This window comes from Pseudomonas morbosilactucae, assembly GCF_023241665.1.
In the GTDB taxonomy this organism is placed as follows: domain Bacteria; phylum Pseudomonadota; class Gammaproteobacteria; order Pseudomonadales; family Pseudomonadaceae; genus Aquipseudomonas; species Aquipseudomonas morbosilactucae.
In genome coordinates this window covers 31,700-57,936 of record NZ_JALQCX010000073.1, presented here as the reverse complement: position 1 = coordinate 57,936, position 26,237 = coordinate 31,700, and the positions used below count along the sequence as shown (strand labels likewise).

The following is a 26,237-nucleotide window of genomic DNA, read 5'->3' as shown; positions in this document are numbered from 1 at the left end:
TGGGGGGAAAGTCCCGCGCGGCGGAAAAACCGTCGAGCAAACCAAGCAAACACCGTAAAGGCCCGCCAAAAGCGGGTTCGGCCCCTGCGAAAAAGTGGCGGGTCGCGCAAACCTAAGGCCAAGTCATGAGTCTGGAAAAAATCTACGGCGTGCATGCCGTAGAAGCACTGCTGCGTCACCACCCCAAGCGCGTCAAACAGGTGTGGCTGGCAGAAGGTCGCAGCGAGCCGCGCGTGCAAGCGCTGGTCGAGCTGGCCACCCAAAACAAGGTTGCCATCGGTCAGGCCGAGCGTCGTGAAATGGACGTCTGGGTCGAGGGCGTTCACCAGGGCGTGGTGGCTGAAGTCAGCCCAAGCCAGGTCTGGGGCGAGGCCATGCTCGACGAGCTGCTGGACCGCACTGACGGTCCGCCGCTGCTGCTGGTGCTGGACGGCGTGACTGACCCGCACAACCTCGGCGCGTGCCTGCGTTCGGCGGATGCTGCCGGTGCGCTGGCGGTGATCGTGCCTAAAGACAAATCGGCCACCCTGACGCCAGTGGTGCGTAAAGTGGCCTGCGGCGCGGCGGAAGTCATTCCGCTGGTGGCTGTGACCAACCTGGCGCGGACCCTGGAAAAACTCCAGCAACGTGGCTTGTGGGTCGTGGGTACGGCAGGGGAGGCGGAGGTCAGCATCTATGACCAGGACCTCACCGGCCCGACCATCCTGATCATGGGTGCCGAAGGCAAAGGCATGCGTCGCCTGACCCGTGAGCATTGCGACTATCTGGTGCACCTGCCGATGGCCGGTAGTGTCAGTAGCCTCAACGTTTCGGTCGCCACCGGCGTCTGCCTGTTCGAAGCCCAGCGCCAGCGTGGCGCCAAAAAGACAGCCGCTTCGCGGAAGTCGTAAGCTTCAAGCTGCAAGTTAAAAGCGGGGTGGTTGACCACTTGTAGCTTGCAGCTTGCAGCATCCCCCCTGCTCCTCTACTATTGCGCCCCTTGCCTTCCTGGCAGGCATGCATGTGCCTCCCTGCGGCAAGATCCATAAGTGTCATTCACTCCTTGTCTGACCGCTTTTAGGCGGCAGGCTACAACCCGTAAGGAGCATTCATGCGTCATTACGAAATCATCTTTTTGGTCCACCCGGATCAAAGCGAGCAAGTCGGCGGCATGGTTGAGCGTTACACCAAGCTGATCGAAGAAGACGGCGGCAAAATCCACCGTCTGGAAGATTGGGGCCGTCGTCAACTGGCCTACGCAATCAACAATGTTCACAAGGCTCACTACGTGATGCTGAACGTTGAGTGCACTGGCAAAGCCCTGGCTGAGCTGGAAGACAACTTCCGTTACAACGATGCTGTGATCCGTAACCTGGTCATCCGTCGCGAAGAAGCCGTTACCGGCCAATCCGAGATGCTCAAGGCTGAAGAAAACCGCAGTGAGCGCCGTGAGCGTCGTGACCGTCCTGAGCATTCTGACAGCGCCGATGGCGATGACAGCGATAACAGCGACGCCAGCGATAACGCTGACGAGTAATCCACGGACCTTTTAAGGAGCCAATTACATGGCACGTTTCTTCCGTCGTCGTAAATTCTGCCGCTTCACCGCTGAAGACGTGAAAGAGATCGATTACAAAGATCTCAACACTCTGAAAGCCTACGTATCCGAGACCGGCAAAATCGTTCCAAGCCGCATCACCGGTACCAAAGCTCGTTATCAGCGTCAGCTGGCCACCGCTATCAAGCGCGCCCGCTTCCTGGCCCTGCTGGCCTACACCGACAGCCACGGCCGCTGAGACCGGGCAGTCGATAAGTAGTAAGGATTGAATGCATGCGCGCCTTAGCTGACTTCATCATGCGCGGACGTATGCAGGCCACTCTGGTAGTGGCCGGTTGTGCGGTATTGCCGTTGTTGTATTGGTTGGGTGCCGCTGCTGGGAGCCTTGTGCTTCTGCGGCGCGGATTGAAGGATGCCCTTGGTGTCCTGTCCCTGGGACTGCTGCCGGCTTTGCTCTGGTGGTTGTTTTTCGATGATCCACGGGCACTTCTGGTGCTGCTGGGGTCTTCGAGCCTTGCGTTGGTTTTGCGCGCAAGCGAGTCCTGGATCCGGGTGCTGCTGGTCAGCATCGCGATGGGATTGGTGTTTGCTGGAGTCCTGGGCGCGGCTTTCCGCCCTCAGATCGAGATGTTGTCGCAGGAGTTGGTAAAAATCCTGCCGCTGGCCCTCGGTGATGTCTACCAGCAGTTGTCGGTCGAGGAGCGAGCCCGTCTCGCCTTGCTGATAGCGCCAATCCTGACCGGCCTGATTGCGGCCTTGTTGCAAACCATCAGTGTGCTGAGCCTGATTCTTGGGCGTTACTGGCAGGCTGTGTTGTACAACCCGGGCGGTTTTGGTCGTGAGTTTCGCGCTATCAGAATCCCCCTTGGGCCAGCGATGTTGCTGCTGGCGTGCATGCTGATCGGACCGAACTTCGGCCCGCAGATGGCAATGCTGACGCCGTTGTGCAGTGTACCGCTGGCATTTGCCGCGTTAGCCCTGATTCACGGGCTGGTGGCACAAGGGCGACTGGCCAAGTTTTGGCTGGTGGGGATGTACGTCACGATGCTGCCGTTTATGCAACTGATCTATCCGTTGCTCGTGGTCTTGGCCATTGTCGACAGCCTGATTGATTTTCGCGGTCGTTTCGCGCCGAAAGACGCTGATAACGGTTCTGCGAACGGTGAAGGTTAAAAGTTAAGAGGTTATTACCAAATGGAACTGATCCTGCTGGAAAAAATCGCCAACCTGGGCAACCTGGGCGATAAGGTAAACGTTAAGGCTGGTTACGGCCGTAACTACCTGCTGCCTTTCGGCAAAGCCACCGCTGCGACCGCTGCCAACCTGGCTGCGTTCGAAGAGCGTCGTGCTGAGCTGGAAAAACTGGCTGCAGACAAAAAAGCATCCGCCGAAACTCGCGCTGCCCAACTGGCTGAGCTGGAAGTGACTATCACTGCCACCGCCGGTGACGAAGGCAAGCTGTTCGGTTCGATCGGCACCCACGACATCGCTGATGCACTGACCGCCTCCGGCGTTGAAGTTGCAAAAAGCGAAGTTCGTCTGCCGAACGGCACTATCCGCAACGTTGGCGAATTCGATGTAGCTGTGCACCTGCACGCTGAAGTCGAAGCAACCGTACGCGTTGTTGTGGTGGCTGCTTAAGCAGTACCAAATCGTCTGGCACCCTGAGTGGCGGACGGTTTAACATCGGGCACGATCCTGTTTACAGGTCGTGCCCTTTGTCTTTCTGCTGTTCCTGTTTTTCATCCCTAATTTCAAGTGGCCATGAACGATATCTCCGCTCCCGAGCAATACGATCTGCAAACCGCCGCCCTGAAGGTGCCGCCCCATTCCATCGAGGCCGAACAGGCTGTGCTCGGTGGTTTGATGCTGGACAACAACGCCTGGGAACGCGTGTTGGATCAAGTCTCCGACGGCGACTTCTATCGGCATGACCACCGTTTGATCTTCCGTGCGATCGCCAAGCTGGCCGATCAGAACATGCCGATCGACGTGGTGACCCTGTCCGAGCAATTGGACAAGGAAGGCCAGACCTCCCAGGTCGGCGGCCTGGGCTACCTGGGCGAGTTGGCGAAAAACACGCCGTCCGTGGCCAACATCAAAGCGTATGCGCAAATTGTCCGCGAGCGCGCGACCCTGCGGCAGTTGATCGGCATCAGCACTGAAATCGCCGACAGCGCTTTCAACCCGGAAGGTCGCACCGCCGCGGAGATTCTCGACGAGGCCGAGCGGCAGATCTTCCAGATCGCCGAGGCCCGGCCCAAGACCGGCGGCCCGGTGGGGGTCAATGACCTGCTGACCAAGGCCATCGATCGCATCGACACCCTGTTCAACACCGACAACGCCATCACTGGCCTGTCCACCGGCTATACCGACCTCGACGAGAAGACCAGCGGCCTGCAGCCGTCCGACCTGATCATCGTCGCCGGCCGTCCATCGATGGGTAAGACCACCTTCGCCATGAACCTGGTGGAGAACGCGGTGTTGCGCAGCGAGAAGGCGGTGCTGGTGTACTCCCTGGAGATGCCAGGTGAATCGCTGATCATGCGGATGCTGTCGTCGCTCGGTCGCATCGACCAGACCAAGGTCCGTTCCGGCCAGCTGGAAGACGACGACTGGCCGCGCCTGACTTCGGCGGTCAACCTGCTCAATGACCGTAAGCTGTTCATCGACGACACCGCGGGTATCAGCCCGTCGGAGATGCGTGCGCGGACTCGGCGCCTGGTGCGTGAGCACGGCGAAGTCGGCCTGATCATGATCGACTACCTGCAGTTGATGCAGATCCCGGGCTCCAGCGGTGACAACCGGACCAACGAGATTTCCGAGATTTCCCGATCCCTGAAAGCCCTGGCCAAGGAATTCAACTGCCCGGTGGTGGCCCTGTCCCAGCTCAACCGTTCCTTGGAACAGCGCCCCAACAAGCGCCCGGTGAACTCCGACTTGCGGGAATCCGGAGCGATCGAGCAGGACGCCGACGTCATCATGTTCGTGTACCGGGACGAGGTGTATCACCCCGAGACCGAGCACAAAGGCATTGCCGAGATCATCATCGGCAAGCAGCGGAACGGCCCGATCGGCTTTATCCGCCTGGCCTTTATTGGCAAGTACACGCGCTTTGAAAACCTGGCACCGGGCAGCTACAACTTCGACGACGACGAATAACCTTTCGCGCCTGTCAGGGCCCCATCGCGGCCAAGCCCGCTCCCACGTGAGGTATGAATGCCCTCAAGTGTGGGCGTTGGCTTGCCTGCGACGGGCGCCGCACAATTCCGACCGCTATCGTCGGAATTGGTTAAATTTTGTGCTATATTCCGCGCCCGCGATTTTTCATCTCAACACCGGTCATCGTCATGCAAGCAGCCAAGCCGTTATTTGACTATCCCAAGTACTGGGCCGAATGTTTCGGGCCAGCGCCGTTCCTGCCCATGAGCAGGGAGGAGATGGATCAGCTCGGCTGGGACTCGTGCGACATCATCATCGTGACCGGTGATGCCTACGTCGATCACCCGTCGTTCGGCATGGCGATCATTGGCCGGCTGCTGGAGTCCCAGGGCTTCCGCGTCGGGATCATCGCCCAGCCCAACTGGCAGTCCAAAGACGACTTCATGAAGCTCGGCGAGCCGAACCTGTTCTTCGGCGTGGCCGCCGGCAACATGGACTCGATGATCAACCGCTACACCGCCGACAAGAAAATCCGTTCCGACGACGCCTACACCCCGGGTGGCATGGCCGGCAAACGCCCGGACCGTGCGAGCCTGGTGTACAGCCAGCGCTGCAAGGAAGCCTATAAGAACGTGCCGATCGTGCTTGGCGGCATCGAAGCTTCCCTGCGCCGTATCGCTCACTACGATTACTGGCAGGACCGGGTACGCAACTCGATCCTGATCGACGCCTGCGCTGACATCCTGCTGTACGGCAACGCCGAGCGGGCCATCGTCGAAGTTGCCCAGCGCCTGTCCTACGGTCACAAGATCGAAGACATCACCGATGTGCGCGGCACCGCGTTCATTCGCCGTGATACGCCCAAGGACTGGTACGAAGTCGACTCCACACGCATCGACCGTCCGGGCAAGATCGACAAGATCATCAACCCCTACGTCAACACCCAGGACACCCAGGCCTGCGCCATCGAGCAGGAAAAGGGCCCGGTGGACGATCCGCAGGAAGCCAAGGTCGTACAGATCCTGGCCAGCCCGCGCATGACCCGCGACAAGACCGTGATCCGTCTGCCATCGGTGGAGAAGGTCCGTGGCGATGCGGTGCTGTATGCCCACGCCAACCGCGTATTGCACCTGGAAACCAACCCGGGCAACGCCCGTGCCTTGGTGCAGAAGCACGGCGAAGTGGACGTCTGGTTCAACCCGCCGCCCATTCCCATGACCACCGAAGAAATGGACTACGTGTTCGGCATGCCCTATGCGCGCGTTCCGCACCCGGCGTACGGCAAGGAAAAAATTCCGGCCTACGACATGATCCGTTTCTCGGTGAACATCATGCGTGGCTGCTTTGGCGGCTGCACCTTCTGCTCCATCACCGAGCACGAAGGCCGGATCATCCAGAACCGTTCCGAAGAGTCGATCATTCGCGAGATCGAAGAGATCCGCGACAAGGTTCCGGGTTTTACCGGCGTCATCTCCGACCTCGGTGGCCCGACGGCGAACATGTACCGCATCGCCTGCAAGACCCCGGAAATCGAATCCGCGTGCCGCAAGCCGTCCTGCGTGTTCCCGGGGATCTGCCCGAACCTGAACACCGACCACTCGTCGCTGATCCAGCTGTATCGCAGCGCCCGTGCCCTGCCGGGTGTGAAGAAGATCCTGATCGCTTCCGGCCTGCGTTACGACTTGGCCGTCGAGTCGCCGGAATACGTCAAAGAGCTGGTGACCCACCACGTCGGCGGTTACCTGAAGATCGCCCCGGAACACACCGAGGAAGGTCCGCTCAACCAGATGATGAAGCCGGGCATTGGCAGCTATGACAAGTTCAAGCGCATGTTCGAGAAGTACACCAAGGAAGCGGGCAAAGAGCAGTACCTGATTCCGTACTTCATCGCGGCCCACCCGGGTACCACCGACGAAGACATGATGAACCTGGCCCTGTGGCTCAAGCGCAACGACTTCCGCGCGGACCAGGTGCAGGCGTTCTACCCGTCGCCGATGGCCACCGCCACCGCCATGTACCACTCGGGCAAGAACCCGCTGCGCAAGGTCACCTACAAGAGCGACGCGGTGACCATCGTCAAGAGCGAGGAGCAGCGCCGCCTGCACAAGGCATTCCTGCGCTACCACGACCCGAAAGGCTGGCCGATGCTGCGTGAGGCCTTGACCCGCATGGGCCGCGCCGACCTGATAGGGCCGGGCAAGAATCAGCTGATTCCCCTGCACCAGCCGTCCACCGACAGCTACCAGAGCGCCCGTCGCAAGAACTCGACGCCGGCCGGTAGCCATAAAGTGGCCAAGGAAACCACCAAGATCCTGACCCAGCACACCGGCCTGCCGCCCCGTGGCAGCGACGGCGGCAACCCGTGGGACAAGCGCGAACAGGCCAAGGCCGCGGCGATGGCCCGCAACAAGCAGGCTGCCAAGGAGCGCACCGATGCGGCCAAGGGCAAAGGCAAGAAGCCGACCCGCAAGCCGGTAGTGCCGCGCTAAACGGCAGTTAAAGTGACAACGCCAGCCCCTCGGGGCTGGCGTTTTGCTATCTGGGCAATGGGTTTTTTTACCCGATCAGGTGCAAAAAAACGCCGGCGCTTTGTTAAGGTTGCCCAGCTTCACGCGGCCGTTACGCGCCGTTTTTATGCCCGTTTCAATCGTCAGCTCAAGGAAGACCCCCGTGACCAGCCCGCTCGCCGCCATCGGCATGGACTCCAACTTTTCCCAGTTCATGGCCCGTCAGCGCATCGAAAGCCAAATCAACCTGCCACGGCTGTTTGCCGCGATCGACGCCGATCCGGCGATTGTCGGGGCGGGCGTGGTGTACATCGACGCCGATTTCAACGTGGTGGTGCTGCGTGAGTTCCGGCCGATCTGCAGCATCGCGCCCAAGCGGGTGATCCTGCGCGAGGCCAAGCCCTACCTGGCGCCGCAGCAATTTATCGAACAAGTGAAGAACAGCCCGCGCGAATCCAGGCTGGGCACCGAAGTGGCCAACGCCGGCCTGTCCTGCCTGTCGGCGTACATCGGCTGGAGCGTGGTGCTGGCCGGCAGCATCGCGGTGCCGTTCACCGCGGGCGCCAGTGCCTGGGTGGTGGCGCTCGGGGTGACGGCCGCCGCAGCGGGGACGGCGCAATGCGCGATTGGCGGGATGCGGGTGGTCAACGAATTGAACAACCCCCAAGCCAACGACGAGATGAACGATGCCGAGTGGTACAAGACCGTGGCGCCGATTCTCGATGGAGTGTCCCTGGCCGGGGTAGGCGGTTCGGCGATGGCCACCGTTCGCTTGCTCAAGGCGAGCAAGGCGTCGGGGATCGGCAAGAGCTGGTACCAGTTGCTCAGTGGCCTGAATCGCCAGGAGCGAGCCAAGTTGACCAAGGAGTTGCTGATGCTCCGGGACCCGAGCCTGACGGCCAAGCTGCTCAAGCTTCAGCAACGCGCCGGGGCCTTGCCCAAGCGTTTTGCCTCGGCGGAAATCCGGCACGCCACCATCACCCAGATCAAGGACTCCCTCGGTGCACTACTGACTGTTACGGGCAGTTACACGGGGGACGGTCATGTGAAGAACGCGACCACCATTGCCGTGGGTTTGTATGAGGAGTTTCACGAATGATTGGTGGCGGCTCGATGACGGCTTTTTTTGCCCGCTATTTCCCCACCTTCATGGGCACGGTGCTGCTGGGGTGCTTCTCGGCGTCGGGCCTGCTGTCCCTGGCGGGCACCACCTACTGGCGCGGCCTGGAACCTTCGGTGCGCACCGATTACCTCGGGCTCGCGGTGCTGTTTCTGGTGTTGTTGCTGGTGGCGGGGCATTTCCTGATGCTGCGTGGGCGCTCCTGGGCGGTGTGGCTGGTCGCGGGCTATTTCCTGCTGTGCCTGGCCCTGGTGCTGCCTATGTTCGCTTACGGGCCGCATCAGGGCGTGTACCTAGTGACGCTGCTTTTGCCCTTGCTGGGCTTGCTGTTGCTCAACAGCAAGCGGCACCGGGAAATGCGCGGCAGGCTCCTGGAGATTCGCCACGAGCGCGAGCGAATCATTCACGCCGCGAAGCAAAAACGTTCGTCTCGCTGAAGCAATGGGATACGCCTGCAGCATTTGTGTGCAACCCTTGCACGGCAATGCAGGCGCTGCGCGTTTTTGGTGCTGTACTGCGCTGAGTTATTCAGGAAAGCGCTGGCCGGGCGGGATGGCATAAGTCTTGCGCGCTTTCTACCACCGCCCAGGCTCGCAGGAGGCACGCCGTGTCGATCCATGTCGCATTGCACCATGTCACGCATTACCGCTACGACCGCGCGGTCGAACTCGGCCCTCAAATCGTTCGTCTGCGTCCGGCAGCCCATAGCCGCACGCGGATTCTGTCCTATGCGCTGAAGGTTCAGCCCGAGCAGCATTTCATTAATTGGCAGCAAGACCCCCAGGGCAACTACCTGGCTCGCCTGGTGTTCCCTGAGAAAACCGACGAGCTGCGGATCGAAGTGGACCTGCTGGCCGAGATGGCCGTGTTCAACCCGTTCGACTTCTTCCTGGAGCCCTACGCGGAAAAAATCCCCTTCGCCTACGCCGCCGATGAGCAGCGTGAGCTGGCGCCCTATCTGGAAACCCTGCCGCTGACGCCGAAGTTCCAGGCCTACCTGGACGGCATCGACCGCACGCCGCTGCCGGCGGTGGATTTTCTGGTGGCCCTCAACCAGCGCCTGAGCCAGGACATCGGCTACCTGATCCGCATGGAGCCGGGGGTGCAGACGCCCGAGCAGACCCTGGACAATGCCTCAGGCTCATGCCGGGATTCGGCCTGGCTGCTGGTGCAATTGCTGCGCAACCTGGGTTTGGCGGCGCGTTTTGTGTCCGGTTACCTGATCCAGTTGACCGCCGATGTCAAAGCCCTGGACGGCCCGTCCGGCACGGAGGTGGATTTCACCGACCTGCACGCCTGGTGCGAGGTCTACCTGCCCGGTGCCGGCTGGATCGGCCTGGATGCCACCTCCGGGCTGTTTGCCGGCGAAGGGCATATCCCATTGGCCTGTAGTCCTGATCCCTCCTCGGCGGCACCGATCAGTGGCTTGGTCGAACCGTGCGAGTGCGAGTTCACCCACGAAATGTCGGTGGAGCGGATTTGGGAGGCGCCTCGCGTCACCAAGCCTTACACCGATGAGCAATGGCTGGCGATCCAGGCCCTGGGCCGCAAGATCGACGCGGACCTGCTGGAAGGTGATGTGCGTCTGACCATGGGGGGCGAGCCGACCTTCGTGTCCATCGACGACCCCGATGGCGCCGAGTGGAACACTGCCGCCCTGGGCGCGGACAAGCGTCGCCTGTCTGCCGAATTGTTCCAGCGCATGCGCACGCATTACGCACCCAAGGGCCTGGTGCATTTTGGCCAGGGCAAGTGGTACCCCGGCGAGCAGTTGCCGCGCTGGTCGCTGAACTGTTACTGGCGTCGTGATGGTTTGCCGATCTGGCACAACAGCGCACTGATCGCCGATGAGCAGGAAGATTACGGCGCCGATGGCCTGATGGCCGGGCGTTTCCTGGCCAGCGTTGCCGAGCGCCTGAAACTGCCGGCTCGTTTTGTGTTCCCGGCCTACGAAGACAATTTCTACTACCTGTGGCGCGAGGGCGCCTTGCCGTCCAATGTCAGCGCCGAGGATTCGCGGTTGGGCGATGAGCTGGAGCGTGCACGCTTGCACAAGGTCTTCAGCCAGGGCCTGGACAAGGTCATTGGCCAAGTGCTGCCCCTGGCCCGCACGGTCAAGGGCGACCAATGGCAAAGCGGTCGCTGGTACCTGCGTGACAGCCATTGCCGCCTGGTGCCGGGGGATTCGCCCTTGGGCTATCGCTTGCCCCTGGCCTCCCAACCTTGGGTGACGGCGGCGGAATACCCGTTTATCCACCCCAACGACCCGAACCAGGACTTCCCCGAGCTGCCCGACAACGCGCGGCTGCGTGAACATGGCAAGGCGGCCGAGGTGGATGAGCGGGTACCAGCCATTGACCAGTCCGCCGATTGGCTGACCCGCACGGCGTTGTGCGCCGAGGCGCGGGAAGGGCGGCTGTACCTGTTTATGCCGCCACTGGAGCGCGTCGAGGATTACCTGGAGCTGGTCAGTGCCATCGAGGCCACCGCCGAAGAGCTGCATTGCCCGGTGCTGCTGGAGGGCTACGAGCCGCCGGCCGATCCGCGCCTGAGCAACTTCCGAGTGACCCCGGACCCGGGCGTGATCGAGGTCAACGTGCAGCCGTCCGCCAGTTGGGACGAACTGGTGGAGCGCACCGAGTTCCTCTACGAGGAGGCGCGGCAGACCCGCCTGACCACCGAGAAATTCATGATCGACGGGCGCCACACCGGCACCGGCGGCGGCAACCACTTTGTCCTGGGCGGCGCGACCCCGGCGGATTCGCCGTTCCTGCGGCGCCCCGATCTGCTGCGCAGCCTGATCAGCTATTGGCACAATCACCCGTCGCTGTCTTACCTGTTCTCCGGGCTGTTTATCGGCCCCACGTCCCAGGCGCCGCGGGTCGACGAGGCGCGTAACGACGCCCTGTATGAACTGGAGATCGCCTTTGCCCAGATGCCTGAGCCGGGCGAACCGTGCTCGCCCTGGCTGGTGGACCGGCTGCTGCGCAACCTGCTGATCGATGTCACCGGCAACACCCACCGCGCCGAGTTCTGCATCGACAAGCTGTACTCGCCGGACGGTGCCACCGGGCGCCTCGGCTTGCTGGAACTGCGGGCTTTTGAAATGCCGCCCCACGCCCGCATGAGCCTGGCCCAGCAGCTGTTGCTGCGGGCGCTGGTGGCGCGCTTCTGGCGTGAGCCTTATGCGCCGGCCAAGCTGGCACGTTGGGGCACCGAGCTGCACGACCGCTTTATGCTGCCGCACTTTATCGAGCAGGATTTTGCCGACGTGATGGTCGAGCTCAACGCCGCCGGTTACCCGGTGCGCGCCGAGTGGTTTGCGGCGCACCTGGAGTTCCGTTTTCCCAAGGTCGGCGATTACGCGGTCAGCGGCATCGAACTGGAGCTGCGCCAGGCCCTGGAGCCTTGGCACGTGCTGGGTGAGGAGGGCACGGGCGGCGGCACGGTGCGTTATGTCGATTCGTCCCTGGAGCGCTTGCAGGTCAAGATCAACGGCCTGGCGCCGCAACGCTACCTGCTGACGTGCAACGGCATCCCGGTGCCGCTGCAACCCACCGGGCGGGTCGGCGAGTTTGTCGCCGGCGTGCGCTACCGTGCCTGGCAACCGGCCAACTGCCTGCAGCCGACCATCCCGGTGCATGCGCCGTTGGTGTTCGACCTGCTGGACACCTGGATGCACCGCTCCCTGGGCGGTTGCCAGTACCACGTGGCCCACCCAGGCGGGCGCAATTACGACAGCCTGCCGGTCAACGCCAACGAAGCGGAAAGCCGGCGCATGGCGCGTTTCTTCCGCCTGGGCCACAGCCCTGGCACCTTGCCGGTGCCGACACTGACGATCAATGACGAGCTGCCGATGACGCTCGATTTGCGACGTTTCTAAAGCAGACGCGACGCCCGGAGGATTGCAATATCCGGGCGTCATAAGTCTGCGTTAATCTGTTTGCCCTTGCCGTCTGCCGAGTTTTCCATGCCTGACCTGCTTGACCGCTACCCGCTGACGGCGGGTACTTACCATGAACTGCTCGACGAAGGCGGCGCGGTGCGTCCCCATTGGCGTCGGCTGTACGAGCAATTGCAGCGCAGCACGCCGGCCCAGTTGGCGCAACGCCAGGCCTTGCTGACCCGGCAGATTCACGAAAACGGCGTCACCTACAACGTCTATGCCGACCCCAAGGGTGCCGATCGGCCCTGGGAGCTGGACCTGTTGCCCCATGTGATTGCTGCTGATGAATGGCAGCAACTGTCCGCCGGGATTGCCCAGCGGGCGCGCTTGCTCAATGCGGTGCTGGCCGACCTCTACGGCCCCCAGCACTTGATCAGCGAGGGCCTGCTGCCGGCCGAACTGGTGTTCGGGCACAACAACTTTCTTTGGCCCTGCCAGGGCATTCAGCCGCCGGACGGGGCGTTCCTGCACCTGTACGCGGTGGACCTGGCGCGCACTCCGGACGGTCGCTGGTGGGTCACGGCCGACCGTACCCAGGCACCTTCCGGGGCCGGCTACGCCCTGGAAAACCGCATGATCGTGTCCCGGGCCTTCCCGGACCTGTACCGTGACTTGCGGGTGCAGCACCTGGCCGGGTTCTTCCGCACCCTGCAGGAAACCCTGGCCCGCCAGGCCCCGCGGGATACCGAAGCGCCGTTGATCGTGCTGCTGACCCCGGGGCGCTTCAACGAGAGTTATTTCGAACACCTGTACCTGGCGCGGCAGTTGGGTTACCCGCTGGTGGAAGGCGGCGACCTCACGGTGCGCGACGCCACGGTCTACCTGAAAACCCTCAGCGGCCTGCGTCGAGTCCACGCCATCATGCGGCGCCTGGACGATGATTTCTGCGACCCCCTGGAGCTGCGCACCGACTCGGCCCTGGGCGTGCCCGGCCTGCTGGAAGCGGTGCGCCAGGGCCGAGTGCTGGTGGCCAACGCCCTGGGCAGTGGCGTGCTGGAGTCGCCGGGGCTGCTGGGCTTCTTGCCGAAGATCAGCCAGTACCTGTTCGGTGAAGAACTGATCCTGCCATCCATCGCCACCTGGTGGTGCGGCGAGGCGCCGGTGCTTGAGCAGGCCCTGGAGAAACTCCCGGAGCTGTTGATCAAGCCGGCCTTCCCGTCGCAAAGCTTCGCCCCGGTGTTTGGCCGCGACCTCAGTGAGGAAGAGCGCCAGGCCCTGGCCGAGCGTATGCGTGCGCGGCCCTATGCCTATGTCGCCCAGGAGCTGGCCCAGCTGTCCCAGGCGCCGATCTGGCAGGCCGACGATGCGCGCCTGCAACCCCGGGCCATTGGCATGCGGGTGTACGCGGTGGCCAGCAACAGCGGCTATCGGGTGCTGCCCGGCGGCCTGACCCGGGTCGCCGCAGACGCCGATGCCGAAGTGGTGTCGATGCAACGCGGCGGCGCCAGCAAAGACACCTGGGTGCTGGGGGAACGTGCGCCCAGCGGCGAGCAGTGGAAAGCCCAGCGCACCATCGGCGTTCATGACCTGGTGCGGCTTGACCCTTACCTGCCGTCGCGGGTAGTGGAAAACCTGTTCTGGTTCGGGCGCTACTGTGAGCGTTGCGATGACAGCGCACGGCTGCTGCGGATCATGCTGGCGCGTTATGTCGACGGCGATGACCCGCAAGCCCTGCAGGCGGCGGTGGACCTGGGCGAAAGCCTGATGCTGCTACCGGAGGAGGGCGAGTTGCCCGAGCGGCTGTTGGCGGCGTTGCTCGGCGAAGACTGGTCCTTCAGCCTGCGGGCCAATCTGCAGCGTTTACAGTGGGCGGCGTCCCAGGTGCGCGGCAAGTTGTCCCGGGAAAACTGGCAGGCCCTGGTGGAGCTGCAGCGCGAGGCGGTGGAGCTGGACACCGAGGAACCGGACTTTGGCGAGTTGCTGGACTTCCTCAACCGCTTGGTGATGTCCCTGGCGGCGCTGTCCGGGTTTGCGCTGGACGACATGACCCGGGACGAAGGCTGGCGCTTCCTGATGATCGGTCGGCGTATCGAGCGGCTGCAGTTCCTCAGCAGCAGCCTGGCGGCCTTTCTGCGGGGCACCGCGGCGGCTGATCAGGCAGGGCTGGAATGGTTGTTGGAACTGGGTAACAGCAGCATCACTTACCGCTCCCGCTACCTGGCGGTGCCGCAGCTGATTCCGGTGCTCGACCTGTTGCTGCTGGATGAGCAGAACCCCCACGCCGTGCTGTTCCAGCTCAAGCTGGTGACCCGCACGCTGAAGCGCTTGAACGATGATTTTGGCGTGCCGCGGGAAGTCGGGCTGCCTAAGTTGGTGGCGCGCCTGGCGAACTTCGACCTTGGCTGCCTGGAAAATCCACTGTTTGGCGAAGCCAGTGTGCGCGCCGCGTTGGAAGGCCTGGCAGACCTGCTGCAGGAAATTTCCGATGCCAGCAGCCAGGTGTCTGATCGCCTGGCGCTGCGTCATTTTGCTCACGTCGATGACGTCAGCCAGCAAACGGTGTCCGTGTAATGAGTGCCCACTACCAGATTTTCCACGACACCCATTATCACTACGACAGCCCGGTGTCCCTGGCCCAGCAGTTGGCGCACCTGTGGCCGCGAGCATGCGCCTGGCAGCGCTGCACCGAGCAGCAGCTGCTGATCAATCCGGAGCCGACGTCGCGCCGCGACGAGCTGGATGTGTTCGGCAACCCGCTGACCCGCCTGGCGTTCGAGCGGCCCCACGATGACCTGCAGGTCAATACCCGGCTCACCGTGGAAGTGCTGGCCAAGCCCAGCCTGGATTTTTATCTGTCGCCGGCCTGGGACGCGACCCGCAGCGCCCTGACCTACAGCAGCCAGCCGTTGTCGGCGCCGCTGCTGGAGGCGTGTCGCTATCGCTTTGAATCGCCTTATGTGCACCTGAAAAAGAGCTTCGTCGAATTCTCCGAAAGCTGTTTCCCCGAGGGCCGGCCCCTGTTGCTGGGGGTTCAGGCGCTGATGGAGAAAATCTTCAGTGAGTTCACCTTCGACGCCGAGGCCACTCAGGTGGCGACGCCGTTGGTCGAGGTGCTGGAGCGTCGGCGCGGGGTCTGCCAGGACTTTGCCCACCTGATGCTGGCCTGCGTGCGTTCCCGAGGCTTGGCGGCGCGTTATGTCAGCGGCTACCTGTTGACCCAGCCGCCACCGGGGCAGCCGCGGTTGATCGGTGCCGATGCGTCACATGCCTGGGTTTCGGTGTTTTGCCCGGTGCTGGGCTGGGTGGATTTTGATCCGACCAACAATGTGCAGCCGGCGCTGGAGCACATCACCTTGGCCTGGGGCCGGGATTTTTCCGATGTGTCGCCGTTGCGTGGGGTGATCCTGGGGGGCGGCAGCCACGACCCGGAAGTCCAGGTGACGGTCATGCCCCTGGACCTGTAGGAGCCAGCTGGCCGAAGGCACAATGGCTGGCCCGCCGGCTCCTGCAAGGTGAGGCGCGTGTCAGGCTTGGGGAGCCTGATCGTCTGCGGCGTCATCGACGGCGACTTCACCTTCTGCATCCGGGTTCAGTGCGCCGGTTTCCTCTTCTGCGGCCGCTTTCTTGCGTTGCAGCTTTTCCTCTTTCTTCTGCTCCTTTGCCAAGTCCCGTTGACGTTTGGCGAAGGAGTAATTGGGTTTAGCCATGGGCGATCCTCTGGGGTCGAAGGTGAGGTTGAGCGGCGCGTATTCTGCCTGTTATCGGGCGCTGACGGTTAATCGGGTTTTTGTTCGGCCCATTTGGCCGGTGCCGAAGGCTGCCAGGCGTCCAGCGTATCGAGCAGGGTTGCCGGCGATTCGCTCTTTTGCAGCATGGCACGGTGCGGGGCACGGACGAAGCCTTCGCCGACGATATGATCGAGAAAACCGCTGAGCTTCTCGTAAAAACCATTCACTTCCAGCAGCCCCAGGGGCTTGTTGTGGTAGCCCAGTTGGCCCCAGGTCCAGACTTCAAATAGCTCTTCCAGGGTGCCCAGGCCGCCGGGCAGGGCGATAAAGGCGTCGCTGAGTTCGGCCATGCGGGCTTTGCGTGCGTGCATGCCGTCGACCACTTCCAGGCGGGTCAGGCCGTTGTGGCCAATCTCCGAGGTCTTCAGGCTTTGCGGGATGATGCCGATCACTTCGCCCCCGGCCGCCAGTGCGGCGTCAGCCACGATGCCCATCAGGCCCACCGCGCCACCGCCATACACCAGGGTCAGTTTGCGGGCGGCCAATTCGCGCCCAAGGGCCGCAGCGGCCTCACGGTAGGCGGGGTTGGTGCCGGTGCTGGCACCGCAGAACACACAGACAGAAGTTAACGACATGCCTTACTCCGAGGTCATTGAGGGCCTCAGAGTAATGGCTCAAGCGCGAGGCGCCAAACGTTAAACCTCGTGCGAGGGCGTTTCACAGGTGCCGCTGGCACCGCAGGCGTAAGCGGCGAGCAGGCTGCGTAACAGGCTATTGAAGGGCATGGGCGGTGCTCCGGAGGGGGAATGGGCCCATCTTAAAGTCGACCTCGGCGCCTGGCCGGTTGAAAGTATTAATCGGCGTTATAGGTCGAAAGTTGTATACAATTTTTTGATGCAAATCATAGGCACTCAAGAAAAAATCAGGCAGTCTTCGACCCACGGATTTTTCACCCCTTCAGTTAAACCCTGCCTTGGAGATTCACCATGTTTGCCAAACTCGTTGCGGTATCCCTGTTGACACTGGCCAGCAGCCAATTGATGGCTGCCGAATGCAAGGTCGATGTCGACTCCACCGATCAGATGTCCTTCAACACCAAGGAAATCACCATCGACAAGAGCTGCAAGACCTTCACCGTGAACCTCGGCCACTCCGGCAACCTGCCGAAGAACGTCATGGGCCATAACTGGGTACTGAGCAAGACTTCGGACATGGCTGGCATTGCCACCGACGGCATGGCGGCCGGCCTGGACAAGAACTACCTGAAGGACGCTGATGCGCGCATCATCGCCCACACCAAAATCATCGGTGCCGGCGAGAAAGACTCGGTGACCTTCGACGTGTCGAAGCTGACCGCAGGCGAAAGCTACAGCTTCTTCTGCTCGTTCCCAGGCCACAACTCGATGATGAAAGGCGCAGTGGTCCTGAAGTAATCGCTCGACCCGCCCAAAAAAAACGCCCCGAGGGGCGTTTTTTTTATGCCCCTGTGCAGGGGCGGGCTCGCTTGCGATGGAGCCCTTGAGCCTGGCGGCCCCATCGCCGGCAAGCCGGCTCCTACAAGGCGCGCCAGGTTAGGGGGCGAAGGGCATTTCGCGTTTGTGATGGGTCTTGCGGTAGGTATCGCAGATGATCTTGAAGGCCTCTTCACGCACCGGCTGGCCGTGGAGGAAGGCATCGATCTCGGCGTAGGTGACGCCGTGGGAGGCTTCGTCCGGCTTGCCGGGCGACAGGTCTTCCAGGTCGGCGGTGGGCACCTTCTCTACCAGGGATTCCGGCGCGCCGAAATGTCGGGCAATGGCCCGCACCTGGTTTTTCACCAGGCCGCTCAGGGGCGCCAGGTCGCAGGCGCCGTCACCGAACTTGGTGAAGAACCCCATCACTGCTTCGGCGGCGTGGTCGGTGCCGATCACCAAACCCTGGGCCGCGCCGGCGATGGTGTACTGGGCGACCATGCGCATCCGCGCCTTGGTATTGCCCAGGACGAAATCCCGCGACACCGCGTGCTGGCCTTCGAAGGCCGCCACTTCATTGGCCAGGGCCTTGACCGCCGGGCCGATGTTCACGGTGTGGCGCTCATCGGGTTCGATAAAGTCCACCGAGGCCTGGGCGTCGTGTTCATCGAACTGGGTTTCGTAGGGCAGGCGCACGGCGATAAAACGGTATTTGTCGTCCCCGCTGCGTTCACGCAATTCGCGCATCGCCCGTTGGGCCAGCAGCCCTGCGGTCAGGGAGTCGACGCCACCGCTGATGCCCAGCACCAGGGACTTGAGCCCCGAGTTGACCAGGCAATCCTGGATAAAGGCCACGCGTCGGGCGACTTCCGCTTCAAGCGCGGCCTGGTCGGAAAAAGGCGCTTGGACCTTGAGCTGTTCAGCAATCTCACGCTGTACGGCTTGCATGATTCACTCCTTGCTTGATGTGCCAGAAAGGGCGGCAGGTACTTGGAAAACGTGGCGCAGATAAGCGACGAAGTTCGGATCCTTGCAATGGGTCTTGCCCGCTTCATCGGAGATCTTGGCGACGGGCTGGCCATTACAGGCGGCCATTTTAAGCACGATGCTCATGGGCTCGACACCCGGAATGTCACAGGTCAGGTTGGTGCCGATGCCAAAGCTGACATTGATCCGACCCCGCAGCGCCCGGAAGATTTCCAGGGAGCGGGGCAGGGTCAGGCTGTCGGAGAACACCAGGGTCTTGCTCATCGGCTCGATGCCCAGCTTGTGGTAATGGGCGATGGCCTTTTCCGCCCAGACGATGGGGTCACCGGAGTCGTGGCGCAAACCGTCGAACAGCTTGGCGAAGTACAGATCGAAATCGCCGAGGAAAGCGTCGGTGGTGATGCAGTCGGTCAGGGCGATCCCCAACAGGCCACGGTATTCGCGCACCCAGCAGTCGAGAGCGGCGATCTGGCTGTCGATCAGGCGCGGGCCCAGTTGCTGGTGGGCCATGATCCATTCGTGGGCCATGGTGCCCAGGGGCTTCATGTCCAGTTCCCGGGACAGGTGCACGTTACTGGTGCCGACAAAGCGCCCGGGGAAGTCGTGCTTGAGCACGTTGACCACTTCTTCCTGGACCCGGTACGAAAAGCGCCGGCGGGTGCCGAAGTCGGCGACCTGGAGTTCCGAGAGTTCTTCGCTGCTGGCGTTGGCGCTGAGCCAGTCGAACTTGCGATACAGCTGCTCGCGGGCCTGTACCAGCACCACTTCACGGTAGCGATAGCGGTTACGCACTTCGCTGACGATGGCCAGCATCGGCACTTCGAAAAGAATCACATGCAGCCACGGGCCACGCAGGCGGATAAACAGCTCGCCGTCTTCGATGCCGGTGTACACATAGCGCAGGTTGAAGCGGAACAGGCCGAGAAAACGCAGGAAGTCCGGCTTGAGGAAGCTGATGCGCTCCAGAAAACCCAACTGGTCGGCGGTCAGGCTGAGGTCGGCCAGGCGTTCGAACTGATAGCGAATCTCCGCCAGGTAGGGGCGCAAGTCTTCGCTGTTACGGCAACGAAACTCCCATTCGACATCCACATTGGGATAGTTGTGCAGCACCGCCTGCATCATGGTCAATTTGTAGAAGTCGGTGTCGAGCAGGTTCTGCACGATGCGATCGGCAAACACACTCTCGCTCATAACGGGAATCTCCATGCTGGCCGCGTCGAGGTGTGCGGCGTTCAGCTCTTTTAATGAAGGCGGTAGTGGCGCATAGACGTCCTGCGCTTGACCAGCGTTTTTTGGTGGCGAGTGGTTGTCCGTGCTCTACGGGACGGGCGAATCCTTGTGTTCCAGCATCCAGCGCACAAAATCGCGGACCTTGGGCACCTCGGCCGAATGCTCGGGGTAGGCCAGGTAGTAGGCGTCGTGGCTGGGCATGGGGTGCTGCCAGGCCACCACCAGTTTGCCGTCGGCCAGCTCCTCCTCCACCAGGAACCGGGGCAGCAAGGCCACGCCGCAGCCAACCTGGGCCGCGCGGATGCACATATAGAACGTTTCGAAGCGCGGGCCGTGGTAGCTGTGTTCGGTGTGGTAGCCCTGGCTGTCGAACCAGTCGTGCCAGGCCTGGGGCCGCGAGGCGTTCTGCAGCAGCACCAGGTCGGCCAGTTGCGTGGGGTCGCTGAAGGGCTGGGCCGGCAGGCTGCTGGGGGCGCACACGGCCACCAATTGTTCGCTGAACAGCTTCAGGCACTCGGTGCCCGGGCGCGAACCCTGGCCGAAGTAGAACGCCACATCGCTGCGCCCTTGCAGCAGGTCATCGGCCTCTTGCTCATTGCACAGGTCCAGATGGATATGCGGATGCTGCAAGCGCCAGCCCTTGAGCCGCGGCACCAGCCAGCGGGCGCCGAAGGTCGGCGGGGTGGCGACGCGCAGCACCTCGGTTTCGCCACCGTAGGAGCGCAGGTAGTGGGTCGACATCTCGACCTGGGTGAGGATCTTGCGCACTTCCACCAGGTACAGGTTGCCCGCCGGCGTCAGTTGCAGGCGCCGGCGCACTCGGCGAAACAGCAGGTGCTGCAGCAGCTCTTCGAGCTGGGCCACCTGTTTGCTCACTGCACTCTGGGTCAGGTTGAGCTCTTCGGCGGCGCGGGTGAAGCTCAGGTGCCGGGTGACCGCCTCGAAACACTGCAAGGCAGTGATCGACGGCAGGTGGCGTTTATTCAACATGGGGAGGGCCTTTGTTCTTGTTTCGGCGCTGCGGTGCCGGCGCAGCATGAATAAATGGAATGATATCTCGCCTAAAGGTCGTTTGTTGAGCCGTCTCAGGAGGGCTACAACTACAGGCCTGAAAGGCCGTCTACCTGGCCCGGGCTTTTGCCCGCTCACCGATAAGGAGTGACCCATGGTTGCCGCATTGCTTGATCGTCTTGGTGTTGACCCGAGCCTGTACCAGGCTGGCCAGCAGCCCGTGCATTCGCCCATCGATGGCAGCCGTATCGCTGCAGTGAATTGGCAGGGCGCCGCTGAGGTTGAACAGCAGGTCAGTCGCGCCGAGCATGCGTTCGAGCTGTGGCGCAAGGTGCCGGCGCCGCGTCGTGGCGAGCTGGTGCGCCAGTTCGGTGAAGTCCTGCGCGAGTACAAGGCCGACCTCGGTGAGTTGGTGTCCTGGGAGGCTGGCAAGATCACCCAGGAAGGCCTGGGCGAAGTGCAGGAGATGATCGACATCTGCGACTTCGCGGTCGGCCTGTCGCGCCAGCTCTACGGTTTGACCATCGCCTCCGAGCGTCCGGGCCATCACATGCGCGAAACCTGGCATCCGTTGGGCGTGGTCGGGGTCATCAGCGCGTTCAACTTCCCGGTGGCGGTCTGGGCCTGGAACACCACCCTGGCCCTGGTCTGCGGCAACCCGGTGATCTGGAAACCCTCCGAGAAAACCCCGCTTACCGCCCTGGCCTGCCAGGCGCTGTTGGCACGGGTACTGAGCAATTTCAGCGATGCCCCCGAGTACCTGAGCCAGGTGATCATCGGCGGACGTGACGCCGGCGCAGCCCTGGTCGACGACCCGCGTGTGGCACTGATCAGCGCCACGGGCAGCACCCGTATGGGGCGTGAGGTGGCGCCGAAAGTGGCGGCGCGTTTTGCCCGCAGCATCCTCGAACTGGGGGGCAACAACGCCATGATCCTCGGCCCCAGCGCCGACCTGGACATGGCCGTGCGTGCCATTCTGTTCAGCGCCGTCGGCACCGCCGGGCAGCGCTGCACCACCTTACGCCGGTTGATCGCCCATGAGTCGGTGAAAGACGAGATTGTCGCCCGCCTCAAGGTCGCCTATTCCAAAGTGCGCATCGGCCACCCGCTGCAAGGCAACCTGGTGGGGCCGTTGATCGACAAGCACAGCTTCGACGCCATGCAAGACGCCCTGGAGCAGGCCTTGAGCGAAGGCGGTCGAGTGTTCGGCGGCGAGCGCCAGTTGCAGGAACAATTCCCCAACGCCTACTACGTCTCGCCGGCCATCGTCGAGATGCCGGAACAGAGTGAAGTGGTGTGCGACGAAACCTTTGCGCCGATCCTCTACGTGGTCGGCTACAGCGAATTTGCCGAAGCCCTGCGCCTCAACAACGCGGTGCCGCAAGGCTTGTCCTCGTGCATTTTCACCACCGACGTGCGTGAAGCCGAGCAGTTCATGTCGGCGGTGGGCAGCGACTGCGGGATCGCCAACGTCAACATCGGCCCCAGCGGCGCGGAAATCGGCGGGGCCTTTGGCGGCGAGAAGGAAACCGGCGGCGGTCGCGAGTCCGGTTCCGATGCCTGGCGCGGCTACATGCGGCGCCAGACCAACACCGTCAACTACTCCCGGGAGCTGCCGCTGGCCCAAGGCATCAGTTTCGAATAGCTGCGGCAAGCCATACGCGGCCAGTGACCCTGCTGGCCGCTTGACGCTCGCCACGGCTTCGCCAGGAGCACCTATGACGCTACAAGAAGAATGTCTATGGGAAAAACTGACCCCGCAGCGGCCTGAGCGCGCCGCCCTCAGCGGCGAAGTGACGACCGATGTCTGCGTGATCGGCGCCGGCTTCACCGGCTTGTCGGCGGCGCTGCATTTGCTCGAGCAGGGCAAGCGGGTCTGTGTGCTGGAGGCCCATCGCGCCGGCCACGGTGGCTCCGGGCGTAATGTAGGGCTGGTCAACGCCGGTATGTGGATCCCGCCGGACGAGATCGAGGCCGGCTTCGGCGGCGAGGTCGGCAGCCGCCTCAATCGCATGCTTGGCGCGGCGCCGGCCCTGGTGTTCAGCCTGGTGGACAAGTACCGCATCGACTGCCAGTTGCGCCGCGAAGGCACCTTGCACATGGCCCATAACGCTCGCGGTGCGGCCGACCTGCGCAGTCGTGAAGAACAATGGCTGCGCCGTGGCGCGCCAGTGGAGCTGTTGACCGGCGCCGCCTGTGAGGCGGCCACCGGCACCACGAAGATCGCCGCGGCCTTGCTCGACCGCCGTGCGGGCACCCTCAACCCAATGGCCTACACCAGCGGCCTGGTCAAGGCTGTGGCGGATCTGGGTGGGCAACTGTTCGATCACTCACCGGTCACTCGCCTGGAGCGCCAGGGCCAGCGCTGGTCGGTGCAGACTGCCCAAGGTTCGGTCCTCGCCGAGCAGGTGGTGATTGCCTCCAATGCTTACACCGAAGGCGACTGGACCGAGCTGCGGCGCACGTTCTTCCCCGGTTATTACTATCAGGTGGCGTCTCGCCCCCTGACCGATGCTGCCGCACAGCAGATTTTGCCGGGCGGCCAGGGCTCCTGGGATACCCGGCAAGTGCTCAGCAGCATCCGTCGCGATGCCGATGGGCGCCTGTTGCTCGGCAGCCTGGGTAATGGCCGGCAGAAACCCCTGTGGTTCCTCAAGGCCTGGGCCGACCGGGTGCAGCAGCATTATTTTCCTTACCTCAAACCGGTGGAGTGGGAGTCCACCTGGACCGGTTGCATCGCATTCACCCCCGACCACTTGCTGCGTTTGTTCGAGCCAGCGCCCGGTTTGGTGGCAGTCACCGGCTACAACGGACGCGGGGTGACCACCGGCACCGTGGTCGGCAAGGCCTTCGCCGACTACTTGTGTAACGGAAATCCTCATGCCTTGCCGATTCCCTTCGCACCCTTGCGGCCCGTGGCTGGCGCGGGGCTGCGCAGTTGTCTGTACGAGGCCGGGTTTTCCCTGTACCACGCGGGCCAGTGCCTGCGGATCGTTATCTGAACGAGGAAATACAGCCGACATAACGACGCTTTTCAGCGCAGCGACTAGCCTGTAATGGTGCGGCTCGTAGCAGTGCCGCACCAGGGGTGTGCAGTTCGGTGACGCGGGCTGTTACAGCCAGGTTGCACGTTGATTTGCGCTGTGGTTGCAATGATGGCGCGCTCGGGTTGCGCCTGTTATTTCAAAGGGTTTCACCTTCAGCGGTTTAGACGGTTGCACGCCCAATAAAAAAGGGCTCGAAACAGTCGAAATAATAAGAAAACAGCGACTTTTTTCAGAATAAAAAACCAATGGCACGGCGCTTGCTCTGAGCATTCAGTGAAGTCGCATTGCCAACTAAAAAAACCTTGGAGCACCACCTCATGTCCCAGACGTTTTACAAGAAAGGCTTTCTGGCCCTCGCAGTGGCAGCTGCGTTGGGTGTTTCTGCGTTTGCTCAGGCCGACCTGAAGATCGGCGTAGCGGGTCCCATGACAGGCGCCAACGCGGCATTTGGCGAGCAGTACATGAAGGGTGCACAGGCAGCGGCTGACGAAATCAACGCCAAGGGCGGCGTCAACGGCGAGAAGATCGTCCTGGTCAAGGGCGATGACGCCTGCGAACCCAAGCAGGCCGTGGCTGTGGCCAACCGCCTGGTGGACCAGGACAAGGTCGCGGGCGTGGTCGGGCACTTCTGCTCGTCGTCCACCATCCCAGCGTCCGAGGTGTACAGCGATGCGGGCGTGATCGCCATCACCCCGGGCTCCACCAACCCGCAAGTCACCGAGCGCGGCCTGAGTGCCATGTTCCGTATGTGCGGGCGCGACGACCAGCAAGGCATCGTCGCCGGTGACTACATCGTCGATGTGCTCAAGGGCAAGAAAGTCGCGGTGCTGCACGACAAGGACACCTACGGCCAGGGCCTGGCCGACGCCACCAAGGCGCAACTGACCAAGCGCGGCGTCACCCCGGTGTTGTACGAAGGCCTGACCCGTGGCGAGAAAGACTTCAGCGCCGTGGTGACCAAGATCCGCGCCGCCGGTGCCGATGTCGTCTACTTCGGCGGCCTGCACCCGGAAGCCGGCCCGCTGGTGCGTCAACTGCGCGAGCAAGGCCTGAAAGACGTCAAGTTCATGTCCGATGACGGCATCGTCACCGACGAGTTGGTGACCACCGCAGGCGGCCCGCAATACGTGGACGGCGTGTACATGACCTTCGGCGCCGACCCGCGCATGCTGCCAGACAGCAAGACCGTGGTAGATGCCTTCCGCAAGGCCGGCACCGAGCCTGAGGGCTACACCCTGTATGCCTACGCTTCGGTCCAGGCCCTGGCTGCCGGTTTCAGCGGCGCCAAGTCCAACAAAGGCGAAGACGCGGCCAAATGGCTGAAGGCCAACCCGGTTAAAACCGTGATGGGCGAGAAGACCTGGGACGCCAAGGGCGACCTGAAAATCTCCGACTACGTGGTTTACCAGTGGGACAAGGACGGCAAATACCACCAGTTGGAAAAGCAGAAGTAATTCGCGCGGACATTCTGGCCGCCGGCCTCCTGTAGGAGCCGGTTTGTCGGTGATGAGCCTGAGGGCGTTTCAGCCTCGGGCTTGATCGCTGGCAAGCCAGCTCCTGCAGAGGGGGCTGTTCAAGCACAAGTCTCTGTTTTTTCTTCTAGAAGAACCGCATGCCCACAGGTGTGCAGGTTCTCACTGCGTGAGATTGCGTTATGGATGGTATTTTCCTGCAGCAACTGATCAATGGACTGACCCTCGGGTCCGTCTATGGTCTGATCGCCATCGGCTACACAATGGTCTACGGCATCATCGGCATGATCAACTTCGCCCACGGCGAGGTTTACATGATTTCCGCTTACCTCGCGGCAATCAGTCTGGCTCTGCTGGCCTACTTCGGCATCGAATCCTTCCCGCTACTCATTCTCGGCACCCTGGTCTTCACCGTCGTCGTGACCGGCGTCTATGGCTGGGTCATCGAGCGCGTTGCCTACAAACCCCTGCGTAACTCCACCCGACTGGCACCGCTGATCAGCGCCATCGGTATTTCCCTGATCCTGCAGAACTATGCGCAGATCAGCCAAGGCGCCAAGCAACAAGGTGTGCCGACACTGCTGGCCGGGGCCTGGAAGGTCGATATCGGCAGTGGTTTCGTGCAGCTCACCTACACCAAGATCTTCATCCTGGTGGCAGCCTTCGCGGGCATGGCACTGCTCACCTACATCATCAAGTACACCAAGCTCGGCCGTATGTGCCGCGCCACTCAGCAAGACCGCAAGATGGCCTCGATCCTCGGGATCAACACCGACCGGGTGATCTCCTACGTGTTCGTCATCGGTGCTGCCATGGCTGCCCTGGCTGGCGTGCTGATCACCATGAACTACGGCACCTTCGACTTCTATGCCGGCTTTGTCATCGGCATCAAGGCGTTCACCGCCGCGGTACTCGGCGGCATCGGTTCGCTGCCCGGCGCCATGCTCGGCGGGATCATCCTCGGTATCTCCGAGTCACTGTTCTCCGGCTTGATCAACTCCGACTACAAAGACGTGTTCAGTTTCTCGCTGCTGGTGCTGATTCTGATTTTCCGTCCCCAAGGCCTGCTGGGTCGCCCACTCGTGGCGAAGGTATAAGT

At 62.4% G+C, this 26,237-nt stretch carries 22 protein-coding genes; 17 read left to right on the top strand and 5 right to left on the bottom strand.

The genetic code is table 11. The annotated features are described in order from the left end of the window. The first annotated feature begins 125 nt into the window (after positions 1 to 125). The 12 genes from rlmB (at position 126) to M1B35_RS29965 (ending at position 15,676) form a co-directional block, all read left to right on the top strand. Positions 126 to 890 (top strand): 23S rRNA (guanosine(2251)-2'-O)-methyltransferase RlmB, encoded by a 765-nt coding sequence (gene rlmB, locus M1B35_RS30020; RefSeq protein ID WP_123329582.1) that lies wholly within the window; start codon positions 126 to 128, stop codon positions 888 to 890. Positions 891 to 1,090: 200 nt separating this feature from the next. Then, positions 1,091 to 1,516 carry a 30S ribosomal protein S6 gene (gene rpsF / locus M1B35_RS30015; RefSeq protein ID WP_020299424.1) on the top strand — a complete coding sequence of 142 codons (426 nt, stop codon included), beginning with the start codon at positions 1,091 to 1,093 and terminating at the stop codon, positions 1,514 to 1,516. Positions 1,517 to 1,544: 28 nt separating this feature from the next. After that, positions 1,545 to 1,775, top strand: a complete 231-nt coding sequence (gene rpsR, locus M1B35_RS30010; protein ID WP_002551829.1) for a 30S ribosomal protein S18 — start codon at positions 1,545 to 1,547, stop codon at positions 1,773 to 1,775. 35 nt (positions 1,776 to 1,810) lie between these two features. Next, positions 1,811 to 2,710 carry a hypothetical protein gene (locus M1B35_RS30005; RefSeq protein ID WP_268263850.1) on the top strand — a complete coding sequence of 300 codons (900 nt, stop codon included), beginning with the start codon at positions 1,811 to 1,813 and terminating at the stop codon, positions 2,708 to 2,710. Between the two features lie 21 nt (positions 2,711 to 2,731). Continuing rightward, complete coding sequence (gene rplI / locus M1B35_RS30000; protein ID WP_123329586.1) at positions 2,732 to 3,178, top strand: 50S ribosomal protein L9; 447 nt, start codon at positions 2,732 to 2,734, stop codon at positions 3,176 to 3,178. Positions 3,179 to 3,301: 123 nt separating this feature from the next. Continuing rightward, positions 3,302 to 4,699 (top strand): replicative DNA helicase, encoded by a 1,398-nt coding sequence (gene dnaB / locus M1B35_RS29995; RefSeq protein ID WP_056725443.1) that lies wholly within the window; start codon positions 3,302 to 3,304, stop codon positions 4,697 to 4,699. Between the two features lie 188 nt (positions 4,700 to 4,887). Beyond that, on the top strand, positions 4,888 to 7,188 hold the full coding sequence (locus M1B35_RS29990) for a YgiQ family radical SAM protein (protein ID WP_123329588.1): 2,301 nt from the start codon (positions 4,888 to 4,890) through the stop codon (positions 7,186 to 7,188). Positions 7,189 to 7,369: 181 nt separating this feature from the next. Continuing rightward, a complete protein-coding gene (gene ssp4, locus M1B35_RS29985; protein ID WP_123329590.1) occupies positions 7,370 to 8,305 on the top strand; it encodes an Ssp4 family T6SS effector in 936 nt (311 codons plus the stop codon). After that, entirely contained in the window at positions 8,302 to 8,763 is a 462-nt protein-coding gene (locus tag M1B35_RS29980) for a hypothetical protein (protein ID WP_268263849.1), read from the top strand. Before ssp4 ends, M1B35_RS29980 begins: the two co-directional genes overlap by 4 nt. 170 nt (positions 8,764 to 8,933) lie before the next feature. After that, positions 8,934 to 12,209 carry a transglutaminase family protein gene (locus tag M1B35_RS29975; RefSeq protein WP_268263848.1) on the top strand — a complete coding sequence of 1,092 codons (3,276 nt, stop codon included), beginning with the start codon at positions 8,934 to 8,936 and terminating at the stop codon, positions 12,207 to 12,209. Between the two features lie 87 nt (positions 12,210 to 12,296). After that, complete coding sequence (locus tag M1B35_RS29970) at positions 12,297 to 14,783, top strand: circularly permuted type 2 ATP-grasp protein (protein ID WP_268263847.1); 2,487 nt, start codon at positions 12,297 to 12,299, stop codon at positions 14,781 to 14,783. Next, the gene (locus tag M1B35_RS29965) at positions 14,783 to 15,676 is read left to right on the top strand and encodes a transglutaminase family protein (RefSeq protein WP_123329598.1); all 894 of its coding nucleotides are present in this window, start codon (positions 14,783 to 14,785) and stop codon (positions 15,674 to 15,676) included. Before M1B35_RS29970 ends, M1B35_RS29965 begins: the two co-directional genes overlap by 1 nt. Positions 15,677 to 15,736: 60 nt before the next feature. On the opposite strand, the gene M1B35_RS29960 is transcribed toward M1B35_RS29965, so the two are convergent. Beyond that, positions 15,737 to 15,919: a hypothetical protein gene (locus M1B35_RS29960; protein ID WP_123329600.1), complete on the bottom strand. Its 183-nt coding sequence runs from the start codon at positions 15,917 to 15,919 to the stop codon at positions 15,737 to 15,739. 68 nt (positions 15,920 to 15,987) lie between these two features. Next, a complete protein-coding gene (locus M1B35_RS29955; RefSeq protein ID WP_123329602.1) occupies positions 15,988 to 16,575 on the bottom strand; it encodes an LOG family protein in 588 nt (195 codons plus the stop codon). Positions 16,576 to 16,926: 351 nt separating this feature from the next. On the opposite strand from M1B35_RS29955, the gene azu reads away from it, so the two are divergent. After that, positions 16,927 to 17,373, top strand: coding sequence for an azurin (gene azu, locus M1B35_RS29950; protein WP_123329604.1), 447 nt, complete (start codon positions 16,927 to 16,929; stop codon positions 17,371 to 17,373). A 138-nt stretch (positions 17,374 to 17,511) separates the two neighbouring features. Here azu and nadE read toward each other — a convergent pair whose 3' ends face one another. The 3 genes from nadE to M1B35_RS29935 form a co-directional block, all read right to left on the bottom strand. Next, positions 17,512 to 18,339, bottom strand: a complete 828-nt coding sequence (gene nadE / locus M1B35_RS29945; RefSeq protein WP_268263846.1) for an ammonia-dependent NAD(+) synthetase — start codon at positions 18,337 to 18,339, stop codon at positions 17,512 to 17,514. 3 nt (positions 18,340 to 18,342) lie between these two features. After that, positions 18,343 to 19,569: a nicotinate phosphoribosyltransferase gene (pncB, locus tag M1B35_RS29940; RefSeq protein ID WP_123329608.1), complete on the bottom strand. Its 1,227-nt coding sequence runs from the start codon at positions 19,567 to 19,569 to the stop codon at positions 18,343 to 18,345. Between the two features lie 126 nt (positions 19,570 to 19,695). Continuing rightward, on the bottom strand, positions 19,696 to 20,598 hold the full coding sequence (locus tag M1B35_RS29935) for a LysR family transcriptional regulator (protein WP_123329610.1): 903 nt from the start codon (positions 20,596 to 20,598) through the stop codon (positions 19,696 to 19,698). Positions 20,599 to 20,773: 175 nt separating this feature from the next. Here M1B35_RS29935 and amaB point away from each other — a divergent pair, with 175 nt between their 5' ends. From amaB to M1B35_RS29915, 4 genes are all read left to right on the top strand, one after another. Beyond that, positions 20,774 to 22,264, top strand: a complete 1,491-nt coding sequence (gene amaB, locus M1B35_RS29930; protein WP_123329612.1) for an L-piperidine-6-carboxylate dehydrogenase — start codon at positions 20,774 to 20,776, stop codon at positions 22,262 to 22,264. Positions 22,265 to 22,337: 73 nt separating this feature from the next. After that, positions 22,338 to 23,621 carry an L-pipecolate oxidase gene (gene amaA, locus M1B35_RS29925; protein ID WP_268263845.1) on the top strand — a complete coding sequence of 428 codons (1,284 nt, stop codon included), beginning with the start codon at positions 22,338 to 22,340 and terminating at the stop codon, positions 23,619 to 23,621. Positions 23,622 to 23,983: 362 nt separating this feature from the next. Then, on the top strand, positions 23,984 to 25,120 hold the full coding sequence (locus tag M1B35_RS29920) for a branched-chain amino acid ABC transporter substrate-binding protein (RefSeq protein WP_123329616.1): 1,137 nt from the start codon (positions 23,984 to 23,986) through the stop codon (positions 25,118 to 25,120). A 200-nt stretch (positions 25,121 to 25,320) separates the two neighbouring features. Then, positions 25,321 to 26,235, top strand: coding sequence for an ABC transporter permease subunit (locus M1B35_RS29915; RefSeq protein ID WP_020299405.1), 915 nt, complete (start codon positions 25,321 to 25,323; stop codon positions 26,233 to 26,235). Positions 26,236 to 26,237 lie beyond the last annotated feature (2 nt).

Excerpts from the sequence above, each read along its gene's own strand:
- M1B35_RS29935 (WP_123329610.1), bottom strand. The coding sequence starts at position 20,598 with ATGTTGAATAAACGCCACCTGCCGTCGATCACTGCCTTGCAGTGTTTC.
- rpsR (WP_002551829.1), top strand. The coding sequence starts at position 1,545 with ATGGCACGTTTCTTCCGTCGTCGTAAATTCTGCCGCTTCACCGCTGAA.
- dnaB (WP_056725443.1), top strand. The coding sequence starts at position 3,302 with ATGAACGATATCTCCGCTCCCGAGCAATACGATCTGCAAACCGCCGCC.
- amaA (WP_268263845.1), top strand. The coding sequence starts at position 22,338 with ATGACGCTACAAGAAGAATGTCTATGGGAAAAACTGACCCCGCAGCGG.
- amaB (WP_123329612.1), top strand. The coding sequence starts at position 20,774 with ATGGTTGCCGCATTGCTTGATCGTCTTGGTGTTGACCCGAGCCTGTAC.
- M1B35_RS29965 (WP_123329598.1), top strand. The coding sequence starts at position 14,783 with ATGAGTGCCCACTACCAGATTTTCCACGACACCCATTATCACTACGAC.
- M1B35_RS29980 (WP_268263849.1), top strand. The coding sequence starts at position 8,302 with ATGATTGGTGGCGGCTCGATGACGGCTTTTTTTGCCCGCTATTTCCCC.
- M1B35_RS29990 (WP_123329588.1), top strand. The coding sequence starts at position 4,888 with ATGCAAGCAGCCAAGCCGTTATTTGACTATCCCAAGTACTGGGCCGAA.
- nadE (WP_268263846.1), bottom strand. The coding sequence starts at position 18,339 with ATGCAAGCCGTACAGCGTGAGATTGCTGAACAGCTCAAGGTCCAAGCG.
- rpsF (WP_020299424.1), top strand. The coding sequence starts at position 1,091 with ATGCGTCATTACGAAATCATCTTTTTGGTCCACCCGGATCAAAGCGAG.
- M1B35_RS29915 (WP_020299405.1), top strand. The coding sequence starts at position 25,321 with ATGGATGGTATTTTCCTGCAGCAACTGATCAATGGACTGACCCTCGGG.
- rlmB (WP_123329582.1), top strand. The coding sequence starts at position 126 with ATGAGTCTGGAAAAAATCTACGGCGTGCATGCCGTAGAAGCACTGCTG.
- M1B35_RS29955 (WP_123329602.1), bottom strand. The coding sequence starts at position 16,575 with ATGTCGTTAACTTCTGTCTGTGTGTTCTGCGGTGCCAGCACCGGCACC.
- M1B35_RS30005 (WP_268263850.1), top strand. The coding sequence starts at position 1,811 with ATGCGCGCCTTAGCTGACTTCATCATGCGCGGACGTATGCAGGCCACT.
- rplI (WP_123329586.1), top strand. The coding sequence starts at position 2,732 with ATGGAACTGATCCTGCTGGAAAAAATCGCCAACCTGGGCAACCTGGGC.
- azu (WP_123329604.1), top strand. The coding sequence starts at position 16,927 with ATGTTTGCCAAACTCGTTGCGGTATCCCTGTTGACACTGGCCAGCAGC.
- M1B35_RS29920 (WP_123329616.1), top strand. The coding sequence starts at position 23,984 with ATGTCCCAGACGTTTTACAAGAAAGGCTTTCTGGCCCTCGCAGTGGCA.
- pncB (WP_123329608.1), bottom strand. The coding sequence starts at position 19,569 with ATGAGCGAGAGTGTGTTTGCCGATCGCATCGTGCAGAACCTGCTCGAC.
- M1B35_RS29960 (WP_123329600.1), bottom strand. The coding sequence starts at position 15,919 with ATGGCTAAACCCAATTACTCCTTCGCCAAACGTCAACGGGACTTGGCA.
- M1B35_RS29970 (WP_268263847.1), top strand. The coding sequence starts at position 12,297 with ATGCCTGACCTGCTTGACCGCTACCCGCTGACGGCGGGTACTTACCAT.